We start from the raw sequence: 18,892 nt of genomic DNA on the forward strand, positions 1-18,892 counted from the left end.
GCCCACTCCGCCGCATAAGAAAAACAAGATTGTGAATTTAATGTTTCTTTGATGTAAATAATGCCTGCGCCTTTTTCCCGCCCGCCGCCGATAAAATGTGATGCCAAACCGACTTGTCGTTAAATAATGGCGTTGATTACGTCCGCTGTTTATTCTTTACAGCATTAATTTAATTTTCACCTTTTTTATCGCCCTGACGGCGCGGGTCAAATAGCGTACGAAAAGCGTATTTTTTATCGCCATTTTACCGTCGATGTTATCGCCATCAATTATTTTTATCCCCGCATTCGGTTACGACAAAAAACGCGCAAACAACGTTCGTAATGATTTTAATGAATTGATTTTAAATGGATTATTCCGGATGGTGAATCCTGCTAATCGGCCACGGCGGAGCCTTTGTGAGAGCTCTCACATAACCCGCTAATCGCGATTTGTTACACTTTCCGCCGTCAACAAAGGAATGAAAGCGAGACGTGATGAATACTTTTTCTCTGCCTAAAACTCAGCATCTGGTGGTTTTCCAGGAAGTGATCCGCAGCGGGTCTATCGGGGCCGGAGCAAAAGCGTTAGGACTCACACAGCCGGCGGTCAGTAAAATCATTGGCGACATGGAAAGCTATTTTGGCAGCGAATTAATCGTCCGGCGAAATACCGGCGTCTCGCTCACCGAGGCCGGGCAGGTATTTCTGAACTGGTCAGAGGCGATCACCCGTGAAATGAAAAATATGGTCAATGAAATGAATGCGTTGACCAACAGCACGGTGGTGGATGTCTCCTTTGGTTTTCCCTCGCTGGTGGGGTTTACCTTTATGTCGGAGATGGTGCATCAGTTCAAAATGACCTTCCCCAAGGCGCGGGTCTCAATGTATGAGGCGCAGCTCTCTGCCTTCTTGCCGGCGATCCGCGACGGGCGCCTCGACTTCGCCATCGGGACGCTGAGCGATGAGATGAAGCTGCAGGACCTGCACGTCGAGCCGCTGTTTGAGTCTGAGTTTGTGCTGGTGGCGAACCGGGCGCGGATCGGCAACGGCACCGTCCGCCTGGCCTCGCTCCAGCACGAGCAGTGGGTGCTGCCGGAGACCAATATGGGCTACTACAGCGAACTGCTGACCACCCTGCAGCGCAGCGGCATCCGCCGTGAAAATATCGTCAATACCGATTCGGTGGTGACGATCTATAACCTGGTGCTCAATGCCGATTTTTTGACGGTCATTCCCTGCGACATGACCACGCCGTTCGGCTCGAGCCAGTTTGTCACCATCCCCATTAAAGAGGCCTTGCCGGTGGCGCGCTATGCGGCGGTGTGGTCGAAAAATTACCGGCTGAAAACCGCGGCGGCGTCGCTGGTGGAGATGGCGAAACAGTATTCATCGGGGCAGGGCAACCGCCACTGGCAGCCAATAGAAATTGCCTGACTGATATTGATTAAATAATCCAACAACCATCCTCGCTGTTGTCAGCAGGATGACGCCCGGTCATTGACTTTATATTAAGATACAGAGGCCATAATGCATATTACCTACGATCTTCCGGTATCCATTGACGATATTCTCGAAGCGAAGCAACGCCTGGCAGGAAAAATATATAAAACGGGTATGCCGCGGTCGAATTATTTTAGCGAACGCTGTAAGGGTGAAATATTTCTTAAATTCGAAAATATGCAGCGCACGGGTTCATTTAAAATTCGCGGCGCCTTTAATAAGCTCTGCGGCTTAACCGCAGCGGAAAAACGCAAAGGGGTGGTGGCCTGCTCAGCGGGCAACCACGCCCAGGGCGTCTCGCTCTCCTGCGCCATGCTCGGCATTGACGGGAAAGTGGTGATGCCGAAAGGGGCGCCGAAATCGAAAGTCGCCGCCACCTGCGATTATTCGGCGGAGGTGGTGCTGCATGGCGATAATTTTAACGATACCCTCGCCAAAGCCAGCGATATTGTTGAACTTGAAGGCCGTATCTTTATTCCCCCCTATGACGATCCCCAGGTTATTGCCGGGCAGGGCACTATCGGTCTCGAAATATTAGAAGATCTGTATGACGTGGATAATGTCATTGTGCCGATTGGCGGCGGGGGCTTAATTGCCGGCATCGCGATTGCGATTAAATCCATTAACCCGACGATCCGCATTATCGGCGTGCAGTCGGAGAATGTTCACGGCATGGCCGCCTCCTGGTACGCCGGAGAGATCACCAGCCATCGCCACGCCGGCACCTTAGCCGATGGCTGCGATGTCGCCCGCCCGGGAAAACTGACCTATGAAATCGCCCGCCAGCTGGTGGATGACATCGTCCTCGTCAGTGAGGACGACATTCGCCAGAGCATGGTCGCCTTAATTCAGCGCAATAAAGTGATCACCGAAGGGGCCGGAGCGTTGGCCTGCGCCGCGTTATTAAGCGGCAAATTAGACAGTTATATCCAGAACCGCAAAACGGTCAGCCTGATTTCCGGCGGCAATATCGATCTCTCGCGGGTATCGCAAATTACCGGTTTTGTTGACGCTTAATTCAATACATAAGTGAGGACAGGATATGAGTACGACTGAGAGCATTGCATCCAGCCAGACAAGCCTTTCGTCCTGGCGTAAATCCGACACCACCTGGACCCTGGGCCTGTTTGGCACCGCCATCGGCGCCGGGGTGCTGTTTTTCCCCATCCGCGCCGGCTTCGGCGGGCTGATCCCGATCCTGGTGATGCTGGTGCTGGCCTATCCCATCGCCTTCTATTGCCACCGGGCGCTGGCGCGGCTGTGCCTGTCGGGGGCTAACCCCTCCGGCAATATCACCGAAACGGTGGAAGAGCATTTTGGCAAAACCGGCGGGGTGGTGATCACCTTTCTGTACTTCTTCGCCATCTGCCCGCTGCTGTGGATTTATGGCGTGACGATCACCAATACCTTCATGACCTTCTGGGAGAACCAGCTGCAGATGCCGGCCCTCAACCGCGGAGTGGTGGCGCTGCTCCTGCTGCTGCTGATGGCGTTTGTCATCTGGTTTGGCAAAGACCTGATGGTCAAGGTGATGAGCTATCTGGTGTGGCCGTTTATCGCCAGCCTGGTGGTGATCTCCCTGTCTCTGATCCCTTACTGGAATAGCGCGGTGATTGATCAGGTGAACCTCAGCGATATCGCCTTAACCGGTCACGACGGCATTCTGGTGACAGTGTGGCTGGGCATCTCCATTATGGTGTTCTCCTTTAACTTCTCGCCGATCGTCTCCTCGTTTGTGGTCTCCAAACGCGAAGAGTATGAAGCGCAGTTTGGCCGGGCGTATACCGAACACAAATGCTCGCAGATCATCTCCCGGGCCAGCATGCTGATGGTAGCGGTGGTAATGTTCTTCGCCTTCAGCTGCCTGTTTACCCTCTCGCCGCAGAACATGGCGGACGCCAAGGCGCAGAATATCCCGGTGCTCTCCTATCTGGCGAACCACTTTGCCTCGATGTCGGGCGCCAAATCCACCTTTGCCACCCTGCTGGAGTATGGCGCGTCGATCATCGCCCTGGTGGCCATCTTCAAATCGTTCTTCGGCCACTATCTCGGCACCCTCGAGGGGCTGAACGGTTTGATCCTGCGCTTCGGCTATAAAGGGGATAAAACCCGGGTCTCCAGCGGCAAGCTCAATACCCTGAGCATGGTGTTCATCATGGGCTCGACCTGGGTGGTGGCCTATGCCAACCCCAATATCCTCGACCTGATTGAGGCCATGGGCGCGCCGATTATCGCCTCGCTGCTGTGCCTGCTGCCGATGTACGCCATTCGTAAAGCGCCTTCGCTGGCCAAATACCGTGGCCGTCTCGATAACCTCTTTGTGACCGCCATTGGTCTGCTGACCATCCTCAATATCGTTTACAAACTGTTCTAATCCGGCTCAGGCCACGCGGAGTACAACATGACTGAATTTCCGGTAGTGCTGGTGATCAACTGCGGCTCGTCGTCGATCAAATTTTCCGTACTGGACGCCGCCAGCTGCGACTGCCTGCTCAACGGCGTAGCCGAGGGCATCAACGCGGACCAGGCGTCTCTCTCGCTCAACGGCTGCGAGCCGGTGGCGCTGGCGCCGCGCGGCTACGAAGGCGCCCTGCAGGCGATTGCCGGGGCATTAGCCCAACGCGATCTTATCGACAGCGTGGCCCTGATTGGCCACCGCGTCGCCCACGGCGGCGACCTCTTCACCGAGTCGGTCATTATCAGCGAGGAGGTTATCGACAATATTCGCCAGGTATCGTCCCTGGCCCCGCTGCATAACTACGCCAGCCTTAGCGGCATCGCCTCGGCGCAGCGGCTGTTCCCGGGGGTCATGCAGGTGGCGGTCTTTGATACCAGCTTTCACCAGACCCTGGCCCCGGAAGCCTTTCTCTATGGCCTGCCGTGGGAGTATTACCAGAACCTCGGGGTGCGCCGCTATGGCTTCCACGGAACATCCCACCGCTATGTCTCCCGGCGCGCCCTGGCGCTGCTCGGGTTGCCGGAGCAGGAGAGCGGCCTGGTGATCGCCCACCTGGGCAATGGCGCCTCGATCTGCGCGGTGCGCAACGGCCGCAGCGTGGACACCTCGATGGGGATGACGCCCCTGGAGGGGCTGATGATGGGCACCCGCAGCGGCGATGTCGACTTCGGCGCCATGGCGTGGATTGCCGCGGAAACCCGGCAGACCCTCAGCGACCTGGAGCGGGTGGCCAACACCGCCTCCGGCCTGCTGGGGATCTCCGGCCTTTCCTCCGACCTGCGGGTACTGGAGCAGGCCTGGCATGAGGGCCATGCCCGCGCCCGCCTGGCGATCAAAACCTTCGTCCATCGCATCGCCCGCCATATCGCCGGCCACGCCGCCGCGCTGCAGCGTCTCGACGGCATTATTTTCACCGGCGGGATTGGCGAAAACTCGGTGCTGATCCGTCGGCTGGTGAGCGAGCGGCTGGCGGTCTTTGGCCTTGAGATGGACGCCGCCCGCAACCAGCAGCCTAATTCGGCCGGCGAGCGTCTGATCTCCGCCGACGGCAGCCGGGTGCGCTGCGCGGTTATCCCCACCAATGAAGAGCGCATGATTGCCCTCGATGCGATCCGCTTAGGCCGGATCCACACCGCGGCGGCGCTGGCCTGATTTTTTATTCTGTAGAGAGACGATGTTCATGAAAGTAGATATCGACACCCACGACGCACGATACGCCGACGCCTGGCAGGGCTTTCGCGGGACGGCGTGGCAAACGCAGATTAACGTTCGCGACTTTATTCAGCATAACTACACCCCTTACGAGGGCGATGAGTCCTTCCTCGCCGACGCGACGCCGGCCACCACCGCCCTCTGGAAGCAGGTGATGGCCGGGATCCGCGTCGAGAACGCCACCCATGCGCCGGTGGATTTCGACACCAATGTCGCCACCAGCATCACCGCCCACGCGGCGGGCTATATCAACCAGCCGCTGGAAAAGATCGTCGGCCTGCAAACGGACCGGCCGCTGAAGCGCGCCCTGCATCCCTTTGGCGGCATCAATATGATCAAAAGCGCCTTCGAGGCCTATGGCCGCGAAATGGACCCCGATTTTGAGTATCAGTTTACGGCGCTGCGCAAGACCCACAATCAGGGCGTATTTGACGTCTATTCCCCGGATATGCTGCGCTGCCGTAAGTCCGGGGTGCTGACCGGGCTACCGGACGGCTACGGTCGCGGACGGATCATCGGCGATTACCGCCGCGTGGCGCTGTACGGCATTCGCTATCTGGTCCGCGAACGTGAGCTGCAGTTTGCCGACCTGCAGCCGGCCCTTGAACGCGGCGAGGCGCTGGAGTCCACCCTGCGCCTGCGCGAAGAGCTGGCCGAACAGCGGCGCGCGCTGCAGCAGATGCAGGAGATGGCGGCCCGCTACGGCTGCGATATCTCCCACCCGGCGCGCACCGCCCGGGAGGCGGTGCAGTGGCTCTACTTCGCCTACCTGGCGGCGGTGAAGTCGCAGAACGGCGGCGCCATGTCGCTGGGACGGACGGCCACCTTCCTTGACATCTATATTGAACGCGATCTGCGCGCCGGTTTACTCAATGAGGAGCAGGCCCAGGAGCTGATTGACCACTTCATCATGAAGATCCGCATGGTGCGTTTCCTGCGTACCCCGGAATTTGACTCGCTGTTCTCCGGGGATCCCATCTGGGCGACGGAAGTCCTGGGCGGTATGGGGCTGGATGGCCGCACCCTGGTCAGTAAAACCACCTTCCGTTACCTGCATACTCTGCACACCATGGGGCCGGCGCCGGAGCCGAACCTGACCGTGCTCTGGTCGCAGGCGCTGCCGGTGGCGTTTAAAAAATACGCCGCCCGGGTCTCTATCGCCACCTCGTCGCTGCAGTATGAGAACGACGATCTGATGCGCAGCGATTTTCACAGTGACGACTACGCCATCGCCTGCTGCGTCAGCCCGATGGTGATCGGCAAGCAGATGCAGTTCTTCGGCGCCCGCGCCAATCTCGCCAAAACGCTGCTCTACGCGATTAACGGCGGGGTGGATGAGAAACTGAAGATCCAGGTGGGGCCGAAAACCGCGCCGCTGCGCGATGAGGTGCTGGACTACGACAGCGTGATGGCCAGCCTCGACCACTTTATGGACTGGCTGGCGGTGCAGTACATCAGCGCGCTGAACATCATCCACTGCATGCATGATAAGTACAGTTACGAAGCGGCGCTGATGGCCCTGCACGACCGCGACGTCTACCGCACGATGGCCTGCGGCATCGCCGGCCTGTCGGTGGCGGCGGATTCGCTGTCGGCGATAAAGTACGCTCGGGTGAAGCCGGTGCGCGACCATCACGGGCTGGCGGTGGACTTTGTCATTGAGGGGGATTATCCGCAATATGGCAACAACGACGATCGCGTCGATGCCATCGCCTGCGACCTGGTGGAGCGCTTTATGCGCAAAATTCAGGCGCTGCCCACCTGGCGCCAGGCGGTGCCGACCCAGTCGATCCTGACCATTACCTCCAACGTGGTGTACGGGCAGAAAACCGGCAACACGCCGGACGGACGTCGGGCGGGGACGCCGTTCGCCCCGGGGGCCAATCCGATGCATGGCCGCGACCGCAAAGGGGCGGTGGCGTCGCTGACCTCGGTGGCGAAACTGCCGTTTACCTACGCCAAAGATGGCATCTCGTACACCTTCTCCATCGTGCCGGCGGCCCTCGGCAAAGCGCCGTCGGCGCAGGAAAACAACCTGGTAGGGCTGCTGGACGGCTACTTCCATCACGAGGAGACGGTGGAGGGGGGACAGCACCTCAACGTCAATGTACTGAACCGGGAAAAGCTGCTCGATGCGATAGAACATCCGGAGCAGTATCCGAATCTGACGATCCGCGTCTCCGGCTATGCGGTCCGCTTTAACGCGCTAACCCGCGAGCAGCAGCAGGATGTGATCTCGCGAACGTTCACCAGCCAGCTCTGAGCGGCCGCCGGGCCACAGGGGAGCCCTTAACGGGCTCTCCTGTTATCACCTTCACATTACCGCAACAAAATAATCACCACTGTTGATCATATTCGCATTTTTGCACCACGCTGGCGCGCAGCGACCGCTAACTGCATCTATGTTTAGCTCACGGGCCGGTACGGATACCGCGTTGTCCGGCTCGCCACGTGATGGCAACCGATCTCCTGACCTGAAAGGGAATGCGCCCTTGCCGGATGCGGCACGGGTTGTCGTCGCGTGCGCACCGACCGGGGCGTCCGCTCTCCGGCGCGATCTCTCTACCTGGCGGGATTTTTGCTTCTTCCACCCTGGCCGTCCTGGCGCTGCGCCTGCGTCGGTACCACTCGGTAAGTGATATTTTCTGCGTCATTCCATGACGCCAGGCTCTAAATCGCTGAGGAATATCCGAATGTCTTTGAAACTGAAAACAATGACGCTTCATGTTGTGATAGCAGGTTGTATGAGCATGGCCTTTTACGCCCAGGCTGACGTGAAGATCGGCGTCGCCGGGCCCTTCACCGGCCCCAACGCCACCTACGGCGCCCAGTACTGGAAGGGGGCCTCGCAGGCGGTGGCTGATATCAATGCCGCCGGCGGCATCAAAGGCGAAAAGATTGTGCTGGTGCAGGGGGATGACGCGTGCGAACCGAAACAGGCGGTAGCGGTGGCCAACCGGCTGGTGGACGAAGCGAAAGTCTCCGCCGTGGTGGGGCACTTTTGCTCTTCCTCAACGATGCCGGCCTCCGAGGTGTATGACGAAGCCGGGATTCTGACCATTACCCCCGGCTCCACCAATCCGCAGATCACCGAGCGCGGCATGAAGGATCTCTTCCGCATGTGCGGCCGCGACGATCAGCAGGGGGCGATTGCCGCCAACTATATGCTGGACGTGCTGAAGGCGAAGAAAATTGCCGTCATCCACGATAAAGACACCTATGGCCAGGGGCTGGCCGATGCCACCCGCGCGGCGCTGGCGAAGCGGGGCACCAAAGAAGTGTTGTACGAAGGCCTCTCCCGCGGTGAAAAAGACTTTAACGCCCTGGTGACCAAGATCGGCGCCCTCAAGCCGGACGTGGTCTATTTTGGCGGCTGCCACCCTGAGGCGGGCCCGCTGGTGCGCCAGATGCGCGAGCAGGGAGTGCAGGCGAAATTCTTCTCCGGCGACTGTATTGTCACCGAGGAGCTGGTGACGGCCGCCGGCGGGCCGCAGTTCACCAACGGCGTGCTGATGACCTTTGGTCAGGACCCGCGCACCCTCCCGGAAGGCAAAGCGGTGATCGAGAAGTTCCGCGCCGGCGGCTTTGAGCCGGAAGGCTATACCCTCTACGCCTATGCCTCTATTCAGGCTATCGCCGCCGCCTGGAACGCCGTCGGCACCGATAACGCCAAAGCCAGCGACTGGCTGAAGAGCCACGACGTCGAGACGGTGATGGGCAAAAAAGGCTGGGATGGCAAAGGCGACCTCAAGGTGTCGGACTATGTGGTCTATCAGTGGGACGACAAGGGCAAATATCACCAGCTCTGATCGGCTACCACCCAGTAACTATCCGTTGTTTTGATTGGCTAATCGTCTCACGACGGCGGTCGACCGGGTACCGATCCCGGCGGCCGTCGGCCTGGCGGCTGGAGGGGCTATGACGGCGTTTTTTCTGCAACAACTGATCAATGGGCTGACGCTGGGCGCGGTGTACGGCTTAATCGCCATCGGCTACACCATGGTGTATGGGATCATCGGCATGATCAACTTCGCCCACGGCGAGGTGTATATGGTCTCCGCCTACCTGTGCGCCATCGGCCTGGCGCTGCTCTCCTTCTTCGGGATCCATTCGTTTCCGCTGCTGATTTTCGCCACCCTGGTATTCACCATTGTGGTCACCGGCGTGTACGGTTGGGCGATCGAGCGCATCGCCTACCGGCCGCTGCGCAACTCGACGCGCCTGGCGCCGCTGATCTCGGCTATTGGAATGTCGCTGATCCTGCAGAACTATGTTCAGCTGAGCCAGGGGCCAAACCAGCAGGGGATCCCGACGCTGCTCAGCGGCGCGCTGCGTATGACGGTGGGCGATGGGGTAGTGCAGATCACCTGGACCAAGGTGTTTATTCTCGTCGCCGCGCTGGTGGGGATGCTGATCCTGACCTGGATTATCCAGTACACCCGGCTGGGGCGCATCTGCCGCGCCACCCAGCAGGACCGGCGCATGGCGGCGATCCTCGGCATCAATACCGACCGGGTGATCTCCCTGGTGTTTGTCATCGGCGCGGCGATGGCCGGCCTGGCCGGAGTGTTGGTGACCATGAACTACGGCACCTTCGACTTCTACATCGGATTTATTATCGGCATCAAAGCCTTCACCGCCGCGGTATTGGGCGGGATTGGCTCGCTGCCTGGCGCGATGCTGGGCGGACTGCTGCTCGGGGTGGCCGAGGCGCAGTTCGCCGGAATGGTGAATTCGGATTACAAAGACGTTTTTTCCTTTGCGCTGCTGGTGGCGATCCTGATTTTTCGCCCGCAGGGGCTGCTGGGTCGTCCGCTGGTGGCCAAGGTCTGAGGGGGCTCTATGGGTGAACTGACGCGCCAGCCTGCGCGGGATATCAAAAGCGCGCTGATCGACAGCGTGCTGGCCGGTCTTTGCGCGTTAATTGTCTTTGGCCCGATCGTCGGCGTGGTGCTCAAAGGCTATGGCTTTACCCTCGCGCCCGCGCGGGTGGCGATCCTGGTGGCGGTGGTGATGGCCGGCAGACTGGCGCTCAGCCTGCTGCTGCAGAGCCGGCGGGGCAAGGCCTTGGTTGCCCGCTTTGAGGGGGCGGATGACGGGGTGTACGTCCGGCCCCCGGGCTACCGCTCGCGGCTGCGCTGGATAATGCCGCTGCTGGTGGGCCTGGCTATCGCCTTTCCGTTTCTCGCCAGCAAATACCTGCTGACCGTGGCGATCCTCGGGCTGATCTACGTCCTGCTCGGTTTGGGGCTGAATATCGTGGTGGGTCTCGCGGGGCTGCTCGATCTGGGCTATGTGGCGTTCTATGCTATCGGCGCCTACGGCCTGGCGCTGGGCTACCAGTACCTGGGTCTCGGCTTCTGGGCGATGCTGCCGCTGGGGGCGGTGATGGCGGCCCTCGCCGGGGCGTTGCTAGGCTTTCCGGTGCTGCGCATGCACGGCGACTATCTGGCCATCGTCACCCTCGGCTTTGGCGAAATCATTCGCCTGGTGCTTAACAACTGGGTGAGCTTCACCGGCGGCCCCAACGGCGTCCCGGTGCCATCCCCGACGCTGTTTGGCCTCGAATTTACCCGCCGGGCAAAGGATGGCGGTATCCCCATCCATGAGTTCTTCCACGTCAGTTACAACCCCAACCTGAAATTCATCTTCCTCTACGCCGTGCTGTGCATGGTGGTGATACTGGTGCTGCTGGTGAAGCATCGCCTGACGCGGATGCCCATCGGTCGCGCCTGGGAGGCGCTGCGCGAGGATGAGATCGCCTGTCGGGCGATGGGGCTCAACCATGTGCTGGTCAAGCTCTCGGCGTTCATGCTCGGCGCGTCGACCGCCGGCATCGCCGGAGTGTTCTTCGCCAGCTATCAGGGATTTGTTAATCCGACGTCGTTCACCTTTTTTGAGTCGGCGCTGATCCTGGCGATTGTGGTGCTGGGGGGAATGGGCTCCACCCTTGGGGTGGTGCTGGCGGCGTTTGTCCTGACGGTCACCCCGGAGCTGCTGCGCGGGTTTGACGAATATCGCGTGCTGCTGTTTGGCGTGCTGATGGTGCTGATGATGATCTGGCGGCCGCGCGGCCTGGTGCGCACCAGCCGCAGCGGGGTCGCGTTGCGAAAAGGAGTCGCGCCATGAGCGACAGCATCTTACGCGTTGAGCATCTAATGATGCATTTCGGCGGCATCAAAGCGCTGAATGACGTCAATCTGGAGGTGGAGCGGGGGTCGATCACCGCCCTGATCGGCCCCAACGGCGCGGGCAAAACCACGGTATTTAACTGCCTGACCGGCTTTTACCGGGCGACGGGGGGGAGTATCGTGCTACGGGCGCGGGAAAAGGTCACCGACGTCATTCAGGTGCTGGGGCAAAAGCTTCACCCGGACGATTTCCTCCACCCGGCGCAGCTGGGGCGGCGGATCTATTACAAGATGTTCGGCGGCACCCATCTGGTGAACCGCGCCGGTCTGGCCCGCACCTTCCAGAATATTCGCCTGTTCCGCGAGATGTCGGTGATTGAGAACCTGCTGGTGGCCCAGCATACCCAGGTTAACCGCCATCTGCTGGCCGGGATCCTCAACACCCGCGGCTATCGGCAGGCGGAAAGTCAGGCGCTGGATCGCGCGTTTTATTGGCTGGAGGTGGTGGAGATGGTGGACTGCGCCAACCGTCTGGCGGGAACGCTTTCCTACGGACAGCAGCGGCGGCTGGAGATCGCCCGCGCCATGTGTACCCGTCCGGAGATGATCTGTCTGGACGAGCCGGCGGCCGGACTCAACCCGGTTGAAACCCAGGCGCTGAGCCGGATCATCCGCTTTCTGCGCCAGCAGCACGGCATCACGGTGCTATTGATCGAACATGATATGGGGATGGTGATGGAGATTTCGGATCATATCATCGTCCTCGATCACGGGGACGTCATCGCCCGCGGCGCGCCGCAGGCGATTCAGGCCAACGCCAGCGTGATTGCCGCCTATCTTGGCGCTGAGGAAGAGGAGACGCGCCGATGAGCCAGCCACTGCTTGCCTTTGATGAGGTGGATGTCTTCTACGGGCCGATCCAGGCCCTGAAGCAGGTCTCCCTGACCGTCAACGAGGGGGAGACGGTGGCGCTGATCGGCGCCAACGGCGCGGGTAAATCGACGCTGCTGATGTCGGTCTTCGGGCAGCCGCGTATTGCCGGCGGGGAGATTTTCTATCGCGGGGAGGCGATCAGCCGGAAATCGACCCACTTTATCGCCAGCAACGGCATCGCCCAGGCCCCGGAAGGGCGGCGCATCTTTCCCGATATGACCGTCGAGGAGAATCTGCTGATGGGGACTATTGCCATTGGCAACCGCTATCAGGCCGAGGACAAGGCCCGGATGTACCAGCTGTTCCCTCGGCTGGAAGAGCGGCGGGGACAGCGGGCGATGACCCTCTCCGGCGGTGAACAGCAGATGCTGGCCATCGCCAGGGCGCTGATGAGCCGGCCGCGCCTGCTGCTGCTGGATGAGCCGAGCCTGGGACTGGCGCCGCTGGTGGTGAAGCAGATATTTCAGATCCTGCGCGAGCTGACGGCCCAGGGGATGACGCTGTTTCTGGTGGAGCAGAACGCCCGCCATGCTCTCAACCTGTCGGACCGCGCCTACGTGATGGTGAACGGCCAGATCCGCCTGAGCGGTAGCGGCCAGGCGCTGCTCAACGACCCGGAGGTGCGTAAGGCGTATCTGGGGATCAGCGGCTGAGAGGGTTAATCCCGCGGTTGGTTACGGGTTTTAATGTGCTGCCAGAAACGTTCGGCGGCCTGGTTAAGCCGCGAGCCGGAGCGGTAGAGCCAGGCGCCGATCGGCAGCGACAGGCTCTCATCGAGGATCGTCAGTCGGCCTTCGTCCAGCTCGCGCTGAATGGAGTACTGCGGCAGCCAGCCCACGCCGTCGCCATTGAGGATCATGCGCTTGAGCAGCTCGCTCATGGAAGAGACAAAGGTGAGGGAGAAGGTGATCTCTGGCGTGCGGTCGATGACCTGGTTCACCTGGCGCCCCATATAGCTATCGTTGGCGTATTTCATCAGCGGCAGCACGCCGCGATGTAAATGAAACAGCGGCCGGCCATGTTCGTCGCAGGGGGAGACCAGGTGCAGGTAAGAATCAAAAATTTTATGATTAATAAACGGATAGTTCATTAATTCTTCATTATAGAAGGAGAGGATAAAATCGCTTTTACCCTCTTTCAGGTTAAATACGGCGTCGTTGACGTTAATCGATTCAACATGAAAAGTCTTATTTTTACGGTCGGTGTAACCGGCGATAATTTCCGGCAGCAATAACACCGACAGCGACGGGGCGGCGTCGATTCTTATTTTTTGCGTGGTGTTATTTAAACCTTTAATTCGGCTGATCTGAAAATCCATGTCGTCGAGCATATTTCGCGCATAGCCGACAAAAATTTTCCCGCGGTTGGTCAACTGCAGGGGGTTGGCGCTGCGGTCGAAGATGCTGAATCCGAGGGAAGCCTCCAGCGACTGGATGCGTCGGCTGAACGAGGACTGCGAGATATTGCGGGCTTTGGCCGCCAGGGTAAAGCTGCGTGACTCCTCGAGAGCAATCACATCATACAGCCATTTAACTTCCAGATTTGCCAACACCGATCCAGTCCTCAAAAACGCAATAAAGGCTATGCAATTTTAGCATAGCGCATAGAAACTATGCAATTAACATAATTATCGACAGGTGTTAACATTTTTTGGAAAGTTGAGATTTATGAATGCGTATCGGCGACCCTACATGAGCACGATATGAAATCGCGACTCACGGTTATTTATTGCTTTATTTCATTGCCCATGATTTATCTTATTAAATAGCTGGCGACGATGACGAAAGCAATGAATAACCCAGGCCTCTTACCTTAAATAGTTTGTCAGGAGTTCCATGTCACAACAAATTGAATCAGTAAAAATGGCTCTGCAGGAGCTGGGGATTAATGCAAGCGGCGAATTGTTTTACAACCCTGATTACGATTTGCTTATTGCACATGAAACCGCTCCTGAGCTGACCGGCGCGGCCCGCGGCGTAATGACCGACTCTGGCGCTGTGGCAGTGGATACCGGCATCTTCACCGGTCGCTCGCCGCGCGATAAATATATCGTCAGAGACGAGCAGACGCGCGACACCGTATGGTGGGCTGACTCCGGCCTCGGCCGCAATGACAATAAGCCGTTATCGCCAGAAGTGTGGCGCAGCCTGAAAAGCCTGGTCGCAGGCCAGCTGAGCGGCAAAAAACTGTACATCATCGACGCCTGGTGCGGCGCCAGCCCGGACACCCGCCTTGGCGTGCGCTTCGTCACCGAGGTGGCGTGGCAGGCCCACTTTGTCAAAAACATGTTTATCGTGCCGAGCGCCGACGAGCTGGCCAGCTTTACCCCGGACTTCGTGGTGCTCAACGGCGCCGGCTGCACCAATGCCAACTGGCAGGCGCAGGGCATGAACTCCGAGAACTTCGTCGCCTTTAACCTTAGCGAGCGTATTCAGCTCATCGGCGGCACCTGGTACGGCGGCGAAATGAAAAAAGGGCTGTTCTCGGTCATGAACTACCTGCTGCCGCAGAAAGGCATCGCGTCGATGCACTGCTCGGCCAACCGCGGTGAAGCAGGGGACGTCGCGCTGTTCTTCGGCCTCTCCGGTACCGGCAAAACCACGCTGTCCACCGATCCGCATCGTCAACTGATTGGCGATGACGAGCACGGTTGGGACGATGATGGGGTGTTTAACTTCGAAGGCGGCTGCTACGCCAAGACCATCAATCTCGACCCGCAGGCGGAGCCGGAGATTTATGGCGCCATCCGCCGCAATGCGCTGCTGGAAAACGTGGTGGTGCGCGCCGACGGCAGCGTGGATTACGCCGACGGCAGCAAAACCGAGAACACCCGCGTCTCCTATCCGCTGTCGCATATCGACAATATCGTCAAGCCGGTGTCCCGGGCGGGCCATCCGTCGAAGGTGATTTTCCTTGCCGCAGACGCGTTTGGCGTCCTGCCGCCGGTCTCCCGTCTGACCACCGAGCAGATGCAGTACCATTTCCTGTCGGGCTTCACCTCGAAGCTGGCGGGCACCGAGCGCGGCATTACCCAGCCGACGCCGACCTTCTCCGCCTGCTACGGCGCGGCGTTCCTGCTGCTTCACCCGACCCAGTACGCCAGCGTACTGGCGGCGAAGATGGCGGAATCCGGTGCGGAAGCCTGGCTGGTCAACACCGGCTGGAACGGCGAGGGCAAACGCCTGTCGCTGCGCGATACCCGCAGCATCATCAGCGCGATCCTCAATGGCACCACCGGCCCGCTGCGCGATGAAGCGATCCCGGTGTTCAATCTTGCGATCCCGCAGAGCATTCCGGGCGTCGACAGCGCAGTGCTGGATCCGCGTAATGGCTGGAGCTCAGCGGATAAGTGGCAGGAGAAGGCGGAGAGTCTGGCTCAGCTGTTTATGGATAACTTTAAGCAGTACAGCGATACCGAAGCGGGCGCGCGTCTGGCGCTGGCCGGTCCGCAGCTGCAGAATAGCGCGGTCGAAGCCTGATCCGCGGCCAGCAGGTCGACGCCTGGCGCCGACCTGCTGGCGAGCCGCTTTACTCCGCAAAGGCCCGCAGCGCATCGCCAGTGAGGCGATAACGCACCCACTCATCCTGCGGCTGCGCGCCAATGCTCAGATAGAAATCAATCGCCGGCTGGTTCCAGTCGAGCACGCTCCACTCCAGACGCCCGCACTGACGCTGTACAGCATATTGCGCGATGGTTTTCAGCAGCGCTTTTCCGGCGCCGATCCCGCGATAGTCGGGGGTTACGTACAGATCCTCCATATAGATGCCGTTACGGCCAAGCCAGGTGGAGTAGCTGGTGAAGAACACGGCGTAGCCCACCGCTTTGCCCGCCACCTCGCAGATCAGCGCCTCGGTTTTGCTGCTGCTGGCAAACAGCGTCTCTCTGATCTCCTCTGCCGTTGTCACCACCTCTTCGGGGGCTTTCTCGTAGACCGCGAGTTCATAAATCATGTCATAAATAGCGGTGGCGTCGTCCGGGGTGGCCTGGCGGATCGTGATGCTCATGGGTCGTCCTGTCTGAATGGTATGAAGGAAAGCAAAATTGCTGACCCAGAGCATAAGCGGTATTGTGAAAAGAATTAAGTGCAATGAAATCAGCAAACGATGAATATTATGCATCCTGTCCTGCGCCGTATCGACCTCAACCTGCTGCCGGTCTTTGACGCGGTCTATCGCTCCCGCTCGGTGCGCCTGGCGGCAGAAGAGCTGGCGATGAGCACCTCGGCGCTGAGCCATGCGCTCTCCCGGCTGCGCAGCACCCTCAACGACCCGCTGTTCTATCGGGAAGGTCACCGGATGTGTCCCAGCGTCTATGCCAGCCAGCTGGCGCCCTCTATCGCTTCGGCGCTGAAATTTCTCAATCAGGAGCTGACGCCGCCGGCGGCGTTTGTGCCGGCCGCCAGCACCGACTGCATGCAGATTGCGATCACCGATTTCACCGCGTTCTGCGTCTTTCCGACGCTGATGCACCACCTGCAGCGTGAGGCGCCCGGGCTGCGGTTTGAGCTCCGTTATCTGCCCCACAGCCCGGCGCTGACCGAGCTGCTGGCGGGCGAGGTCGATCTGGCTCTCGGGTTCAATACCCCTGACGAGCCAGCTCATCCCGATCTCGAGGAGATTAACTGGCTGCGGGACGAATATGTGGTTATCAGCCAGGCCGACCGAACGGCGCTCACCCTGGACGCCTACCTTGCGGCCCGTCATCTGGTGGTGACCCCATGGAATGAGCGGCAGGGGGTGCTGGACTGTGAGCTGGAGCGGCAGGGCTATTCGCGGCAGGTGGCGGTGAAAACGCCCTCGATGCTGAGCGCTCCCTTTATTATTGAGCAGAGCGATCTGCTGATGGCGCTGCCCCGGCGGGCGGCGGAGACGATGGCTCGCGCCGCCCGGTTGACCATTTTCCCGCTGCCGTTTCCGGTTCCCCCATTTGACGTCAAGATTTACGCCCACAAACGCAGCGGGAAACGCGAGGCCACCCGCTGGCTGATCTCCCTGTTGCAGACGCTGGGGAACGCCGCCGCGGCGCCGGCGCCCTGAGGTCACGTCCGGATTATTAACATCTCGCCGCTCGGCGTCGCGTTAACCCTGCCGGGCCGGGTATGTCTTTTACCGCCTGGCGCCCGGGGCGCAGCGGCGTACCCTGGCCTCGGTCACAAAACGGAAAACTCACCTTTTCATCCCTGCCGCCGACGCTGATGGCGCAGAGGGTGTTAAATGATTGTATATAAAAGTAATGTTAATTAGTTAAATGTTATTTATGCGTAAAATGCATCAATGGATGCGTTTATTACGCTTATTTCATTCCCGGTTCTGTTTCAGTCTTCAGCAACAGGCGCGCGACAACGCGTGGATAACAAACTGGAGACCTGCATGCATTCGACAACCTCACTGATGAGTACCCGTGACCGGCTCGGCGCCATTCTGCGCGTCACGTCCGGTAACTTTCTCGAACAGTTCGACTTTTTCCTGTTCGGGTTTTATGCCACCTACATCGCACATACCTTTTTTCCGGCGAGCAGTGAATTCGCCTCGCTGATGATGACCTTCGCGGTCTTTGGCGCCGGCTTTCTGATGCGGCCCATCGGCGCCATCGTGCTTGGCGCCTATATCGACAAGGTAGGGCGGCGCAAAGGGCTGATCGTGACCCTGTCGATCATGGCCACCGGCACCTTCCTGATCGTGCTGATCCCCTCTTACCAGGCCATTGGCCTGTGGGCGCCGTTGCTGGTGCTGATCGGCCGCCTGCTGCAGGGCTTCTCCGCCGGCGCTGAGCTGGGCGGGGTATCCGTCTATCTGGCCGAGATCGCCACCCCGGGCCGCAAAGGGTTTTACACCAGCTGGCAGTCGGGCAGCCAGCAGGTCGCCATTATGGTGGCGGCCGCGATGGGCTTTGCCCTCAACGCCGTGCTGGAGCAGAGCGCCATCAGCGATTGGGGCTGGCGTATTCCGTTCCTTTTCGGCTGCCTGATCGTCCCGTTCATTTTTGTGCTGCGCCGTAAGCTGGAGGAGACCCAGGAGTTTACTGCCCGCCGCCATCATCTGGCGATGCGCCAGGTATTCGCCACCCTGCTGGCGAACTGGCAGGTGGTCATCGCCGGGATGATGATGGTGGCGATGACCACCACCGCGTTCTATCTGATCACCGTCTATGCGCCGACCTTTGGCAAAAAAGTGCTGATGCTCAGCGCCTCGGACAGCCTGCTGGTCACGCTGCTGGTGGCGATTTCCAACTTCTTCTGGCTGCCGGTGGGCGGGGCGCTGTCCGACCGCTTTGGCCGCCGGCCGGTGCTGATTGCCATGACCCTGCTGGCGCTGGCTACCGCGTGGCCTGCGCTGACCATGCTGGCGAACGCGCCGAGCTTTTTGATGATGCTGAGCGTGCTGCTGTGGTTGTCCTTTATCTACGGCATGTACAACGGGGCGATGATCCCGGCGCTGACCGAAATTATGCCCGCCGAAGTGCGCGTGGCAGGCTTCTCGCTGGCCTATAGCCTGGCGACCGCGGTGTTTGGCGGCTTCACGCCGGTGATTTCCACGGCGCTGATTGAATATACCGGTGATAAAGCTTCCCCAGGCTACTGGATGAGCTTTGCCGCCGTCTGCGGCCTGCTGGCCACTTGCTACCTCTATCGCCGCAGCGCCGTTACGCTGCAGACGGCACGTTAATCAGGGAGATG

17 protein-coding genes are annotated in these 18,892 nt (G+C 59.6%); 13 read left to right on the forward strand and 4 right to left on the reverse strand.

Annotated elements, in window-relative coordinates; translation table 11 throughout:
* Positions 1 to 156: 156 nt before the first annotated feature.
* Positions 157 to 279, reverse strand: a complete 123-nt coding sequence (locus tag MKR05_RS06845) for a hypothetical protein (protein ID WP_032428907.1) — start codon at positions 277 to 279, stop codon at positions 157 to 159.
* A gap of 197 nt (positions 280 to 476) precedes the next feature.
* Here MKR05_RS06845 and tdcA point away from each other — a divergent pair, with 197 nt between their 5' ends.
* The 5 genes from tdcA (at position 477) to pflB (ending at position 7,414) form a co-directional block, all read left to right on the forward strand.
* Positions 477 to 1,415 carry a transcriptional regulator TdcA gene (gene tdcA / locus MKR05_RS06850; RefSeq protein ID WP_032453338.1) on the forward strand — a complete coding sequence of 313 codons (939 nt, stop codon included), beginning with the start codon at positions 477 to 479 and terminating at the stop codon, positions 1,413 to 1,415.
* Positions 1,416 to 1,508: 93 nt separating this feature from the next.
* On the forward strand, positions 1,509 to 2,498 hold the full coding sequence (gene tdcB, locus MKR05_RS06855; protein ID WP_023290189.1) for a bifunctional threonine ammonia-lyase/L-serine ammonia-lyase TdcB: 990 nt from the start codon (positions 1,509 to 1,511) through the stop codon (positions 2,496 to 2,498).
* Between the two features lie 25 nt (positions 2,499 to 2,523).
* Positions 2,524 to 3,855 carry a threonine/serine transporter TdcC gene (gene tdcC / locus MKR05_RS06860; protein WP_050533791.1) on the forward strand — a complete coding sequence of 444 codons (1,332 nt, stop codon included), beginning with the start codon at positions 2,524 to 2,526 and terminating at the stop codon, positions 3,853 to 3,855.
* Between the two features lie 27 nt (positions 3,856 to 3,882).
* Positions 3,883 to 5,091, forward strand: coding sequence for a propionate kinase (gene tdcD, locus MKR05_RS06865; RefSeq protein WP_131096007.1), 1,209 nt, complete (start codon positions 3,883 to 3,885; stop codon positions 5,089 to 5,091).
* A gap of 28 nt (positions 5,092 to 5,119) precedes the next feature.
* Positions 5,120 to 7,414, forward strand: coding sequence for a formate C-acetyltransferase (pflB, locus tag MKR05_RS06870; RefSeq protein ID WP_101866199.1), 2,295 nt, complete (start codon positions 5,120 to 5,122; stop codon positions 7,412 to 7,414).
* A gap of 51 nt (positions 7,415 to 7,465) precedes the next feature.
* Here pflB and MKR05_RS06875 read toward each other — a convergent pair whose 3' ends face one another.
* Complete coding sequence (locus MKR05_RS06875) at positions 7,466 to 7,612, reverse strand: hypothetical protein (protein WP_004225356.1); 147 nt, start codon at positions 7,610 to 7,612, stop codon at positions 7,466 to 7,468.
* Between the two features lie 289 nt (positions 7,613 to 7,901).
* Here MKR05_RS06875 and MKR05_RS06880 point away from each other — a divergent pair, with 289 nt between their 5' ends.
* The 5 genes from MKR05_RS06880 (at position 7,902) to MKR05_RS06900 (ending at position 12,868) form a co-directional block, all read left to right on the forward strand.
* Entirely contained in the window at positions 7,902 to 8,960 is a 1,059-nt protein-coding gene (locus tag MKR05_RS06880) for a branched-chain amino acid ABC transporter substrate-binding protein (RefSeq protein WP_162543149.1), read from the forward strand.
* 109 nt (positions 8,961 to 9,069) lie between these two features.
* Positions 9,070 to 9,984 (forward strand): ABC transporter permease subunit, encoded by a 915-nt coding sequence (locus tag MKR05_RS06885; RefSeq protein ID WP_023290184.1) that lies wholly within the window; start codon positions 9,070 to 9,072, stop codon positions 9,982 to 9,984.
* Between the two features lie 9 nt (positions 9,985 to 9,993).
* Positions 9,994 to 11,280, forward strand: a complete 1,287-nt coding sequence (livM, locus tag MKR05_RS06890; RefSeq protein WP_023290183.1) for a high-affinity branched-chain amino acid ABC transporter permease LivM — start codon at positions 9,994 to 9,996, stop codon at positions 11,278 to 11,280.
* A complete protein-coding gene (locus MKR05_RS06895) occupies positions 11,277 to 12,152 on the forward strand; it encodes an ABC transporter ATP-binding protein (RefSeq protein ID WP_044523916.1) in 876 nt (291 codons plus the stop codon). The genes livM and MKR05_RS06895 overlap by 4 nt, the downstream gene beginning before the upstream one ends.
* Positions 12,149 to 12,868: an ABC transporter ATP-binding protein gene (locus tag MKR05_RS06900; protein ID WP_023290181.1), complete on the forward strand. Its 720-nt coding sequence runs from the start codon at positions 12,149 to 12,151 to the stop codon at positions 12,866 to 12,868. The genes MKR05_RS06895 and MKR05_RS06900 overlap by 4 nt, the downstream gene beginning before the upstream one ends.
* Before the next feature lie 5 nt (positions 12,869 to 12,873).
* Here MKR05_RS06900 and MKR05_RS06905 read toward each other — a convergent pair whose 3' ends face one another.
* Positions 12,874 to 13,767 carry a LysR substrate-binding domain-containing protein gene (locus MKR05_RS06905; RefSeq protein WP_023290180.1) on the reverse strand — a complete coding sequence of 298 codons (894 nt, stop codon included), beginning with the start codon at positions 13,765 to 13,767 and terminating at the stop codon, positions 12,874 to 12,876.
* 283 nt (positions 13,768 to 14,050) lie between these two features.
* Here MKR05_RS06905 and pckA point away from each other — a divergent pair, with 283 nt between their 5' ends.
* The gene (gene pckA / locus MKR05_RS06910; protein ID WP_023290179.1) at positions 14,051 to 15,694 is read left to right on the forward strand and encodes a phosphoenolpyruvate carboxykinase (ATP); all 1,644 of its coding nucleotides are present in this window, start codon (positions 14,051 to 14,053) and stop codon (positions 15,692 to 15,694) included.
* 49 nt (positions 15,695 to 15,743) lie between these two features.
* On the opposite strand, the gene MKR05_RS06915 is transcribed toward pckA, so the two are convergent.
* Complete coding sequence (locus tag MKR05_RS06915) at positions 15,744 to 16,220, reverse strand: GNAT family N-acetyltransferase (RefSeq protein ID WP_004203250.1); 477 nt, start codon at positions 16,218 to 16,220, stop codon at positions 15,744 to 15,746.
* Positions 16,221 to 16,319: 99 nt separating this feature from the next.
* Here MKR05_RS06915 and MKR05_RS06920 point away from each other — a divergent pair, with 99 nt between their 5' ends.
* Together MKR05_RS06920 and MKR05_RS06925 are read left to right on the forward strand one after the other, a co-directional pair.
* On the forward strand, positions 16,320 to 17,252 hold the full coding sequence (locus MKR05_RS06920; RefSeq protein WP_124073899.1) for a LysR family transcriptional regulator: 933 nt from the start codon (positions 16,320 to 16,322) through the stop codon (positions 17,250 to 17,252).
* Positions 17,253 to 17,585: 333 nt separating this feature from the next.
* The gene (locus MKR05_RS06925; protein WP_044523912.1) at positions 17,586 to 18,881 is read left to right on the forward strand and encodes an MFS transporter; all 1,296 of its coding nucleotides are present in this window, start codon (positions 17,586 to 17,588) and stop codon (positions 18,879 to 18,881) included.
* The last annotated feature ends 11 nt before the right edge of the window (positions 18,882 to 18,892 follow it).

It is taken from the genome of Klebsiella sp. K5-204 (assembly GCF_030128585.1).
In the GTDB taxonomy this organism is placed as follows: domain Bacteria; phylum Pseudomonadota; class Gammaproteobacteria; order Enterobacterales; family Enterobacteriaceae; genus Klebsiella; species Klebsiella quasipneumoniae.

Coding starts and splice junctions, on each gene's coding strand:
- tdcA (WP_032453338.1), top strand. CDS start 477: ATGAATACTTTTTCTCTGCCTAAAACTCAGCATCTGGTGGTTTTCCAG.
- tdcB (WP_023290189.1), top strand. CDS start 1,509: ATGCATATTACCTACGATCTTCCGGTATCCATTGACGATATTCTCGAA.
- tdcC (WP_050533791.1), top strand. CDS start 2,524: ATGAGTACGACTGAGAGCATTGCATCCAGCCAGACAAGCCTTTCGTCC.
- tdcD (WP_131096007.1), top strand. CDS start 3,883: ATGACTGAATTTCCGGTAGTGCTGGTGATCAACTGCGGCTCGTCGTCG.
- pflB (WP_101866199.1), top strand. CDS start 5,120: ATGAAAGTAGATATCGACACCCACGACGCACGATACGCCGACGCCTGG.
- MKR05_RS06880 (WP_162543149.1), top strand. CDS start 7,902: ATGGCCTTTTACGCCCAGGCTGACGTGAAGATCGGCGTCGCCGGGCCC.
- MKR05_RS06885 (WP_023290184.1), top strand. CDS start 9,070: ATGACGGCGTTTTTTCTGCAACAACTGATCAATGGGCTGACGCTGGGC.
- livM (WP_023290183.1), top strand. CDS start 9,994: ATGGGTGAACTGACGCGCCAGCCTGCGCGGGATATCAAAAGCGCGCTG.
- MKR05_RS06895 (WP_044523916.1), top strand. CDS start 11,277: ATGAGCGACAGCATCTTACGCGTTGAGCATCTAATGATGCATTTCGGC.
- MKR05_RS06900 (WP_023290181.1), top strand. CDS start 12,149: ATGAGCCAGCCACTGCTTGCCTTTGATGAGGTGGATGTCTTCTACGGG.
- pckA (WP_023290179.1), top strand. CDS start 14,051: ATGTCACAACAAATTGAATCAGTAAAAATGGCTCTGCAGGAGCTGGGG.
- MKR05_RS06915 (WP_004203250.1), bottom strand. CDS start 16,220: ATGAGCATCACGATCCGCCAGGCCACCCCGGACGACGCCACCGCTATT.
- MKR05_RS06920 (WP_124073899.1), top strand. CDS start 16,320: ATGAATATTATGCATCCTGTCCTGCGCCGTATCGACCTCAACCTGCTG.
- MKR05_RS06925 (WP_044523912.1), top strand. CDS start 17,586: ATGCATTCGACAACCTCACTGATGAGTACCCGTGACCGGCTCGGCGCC.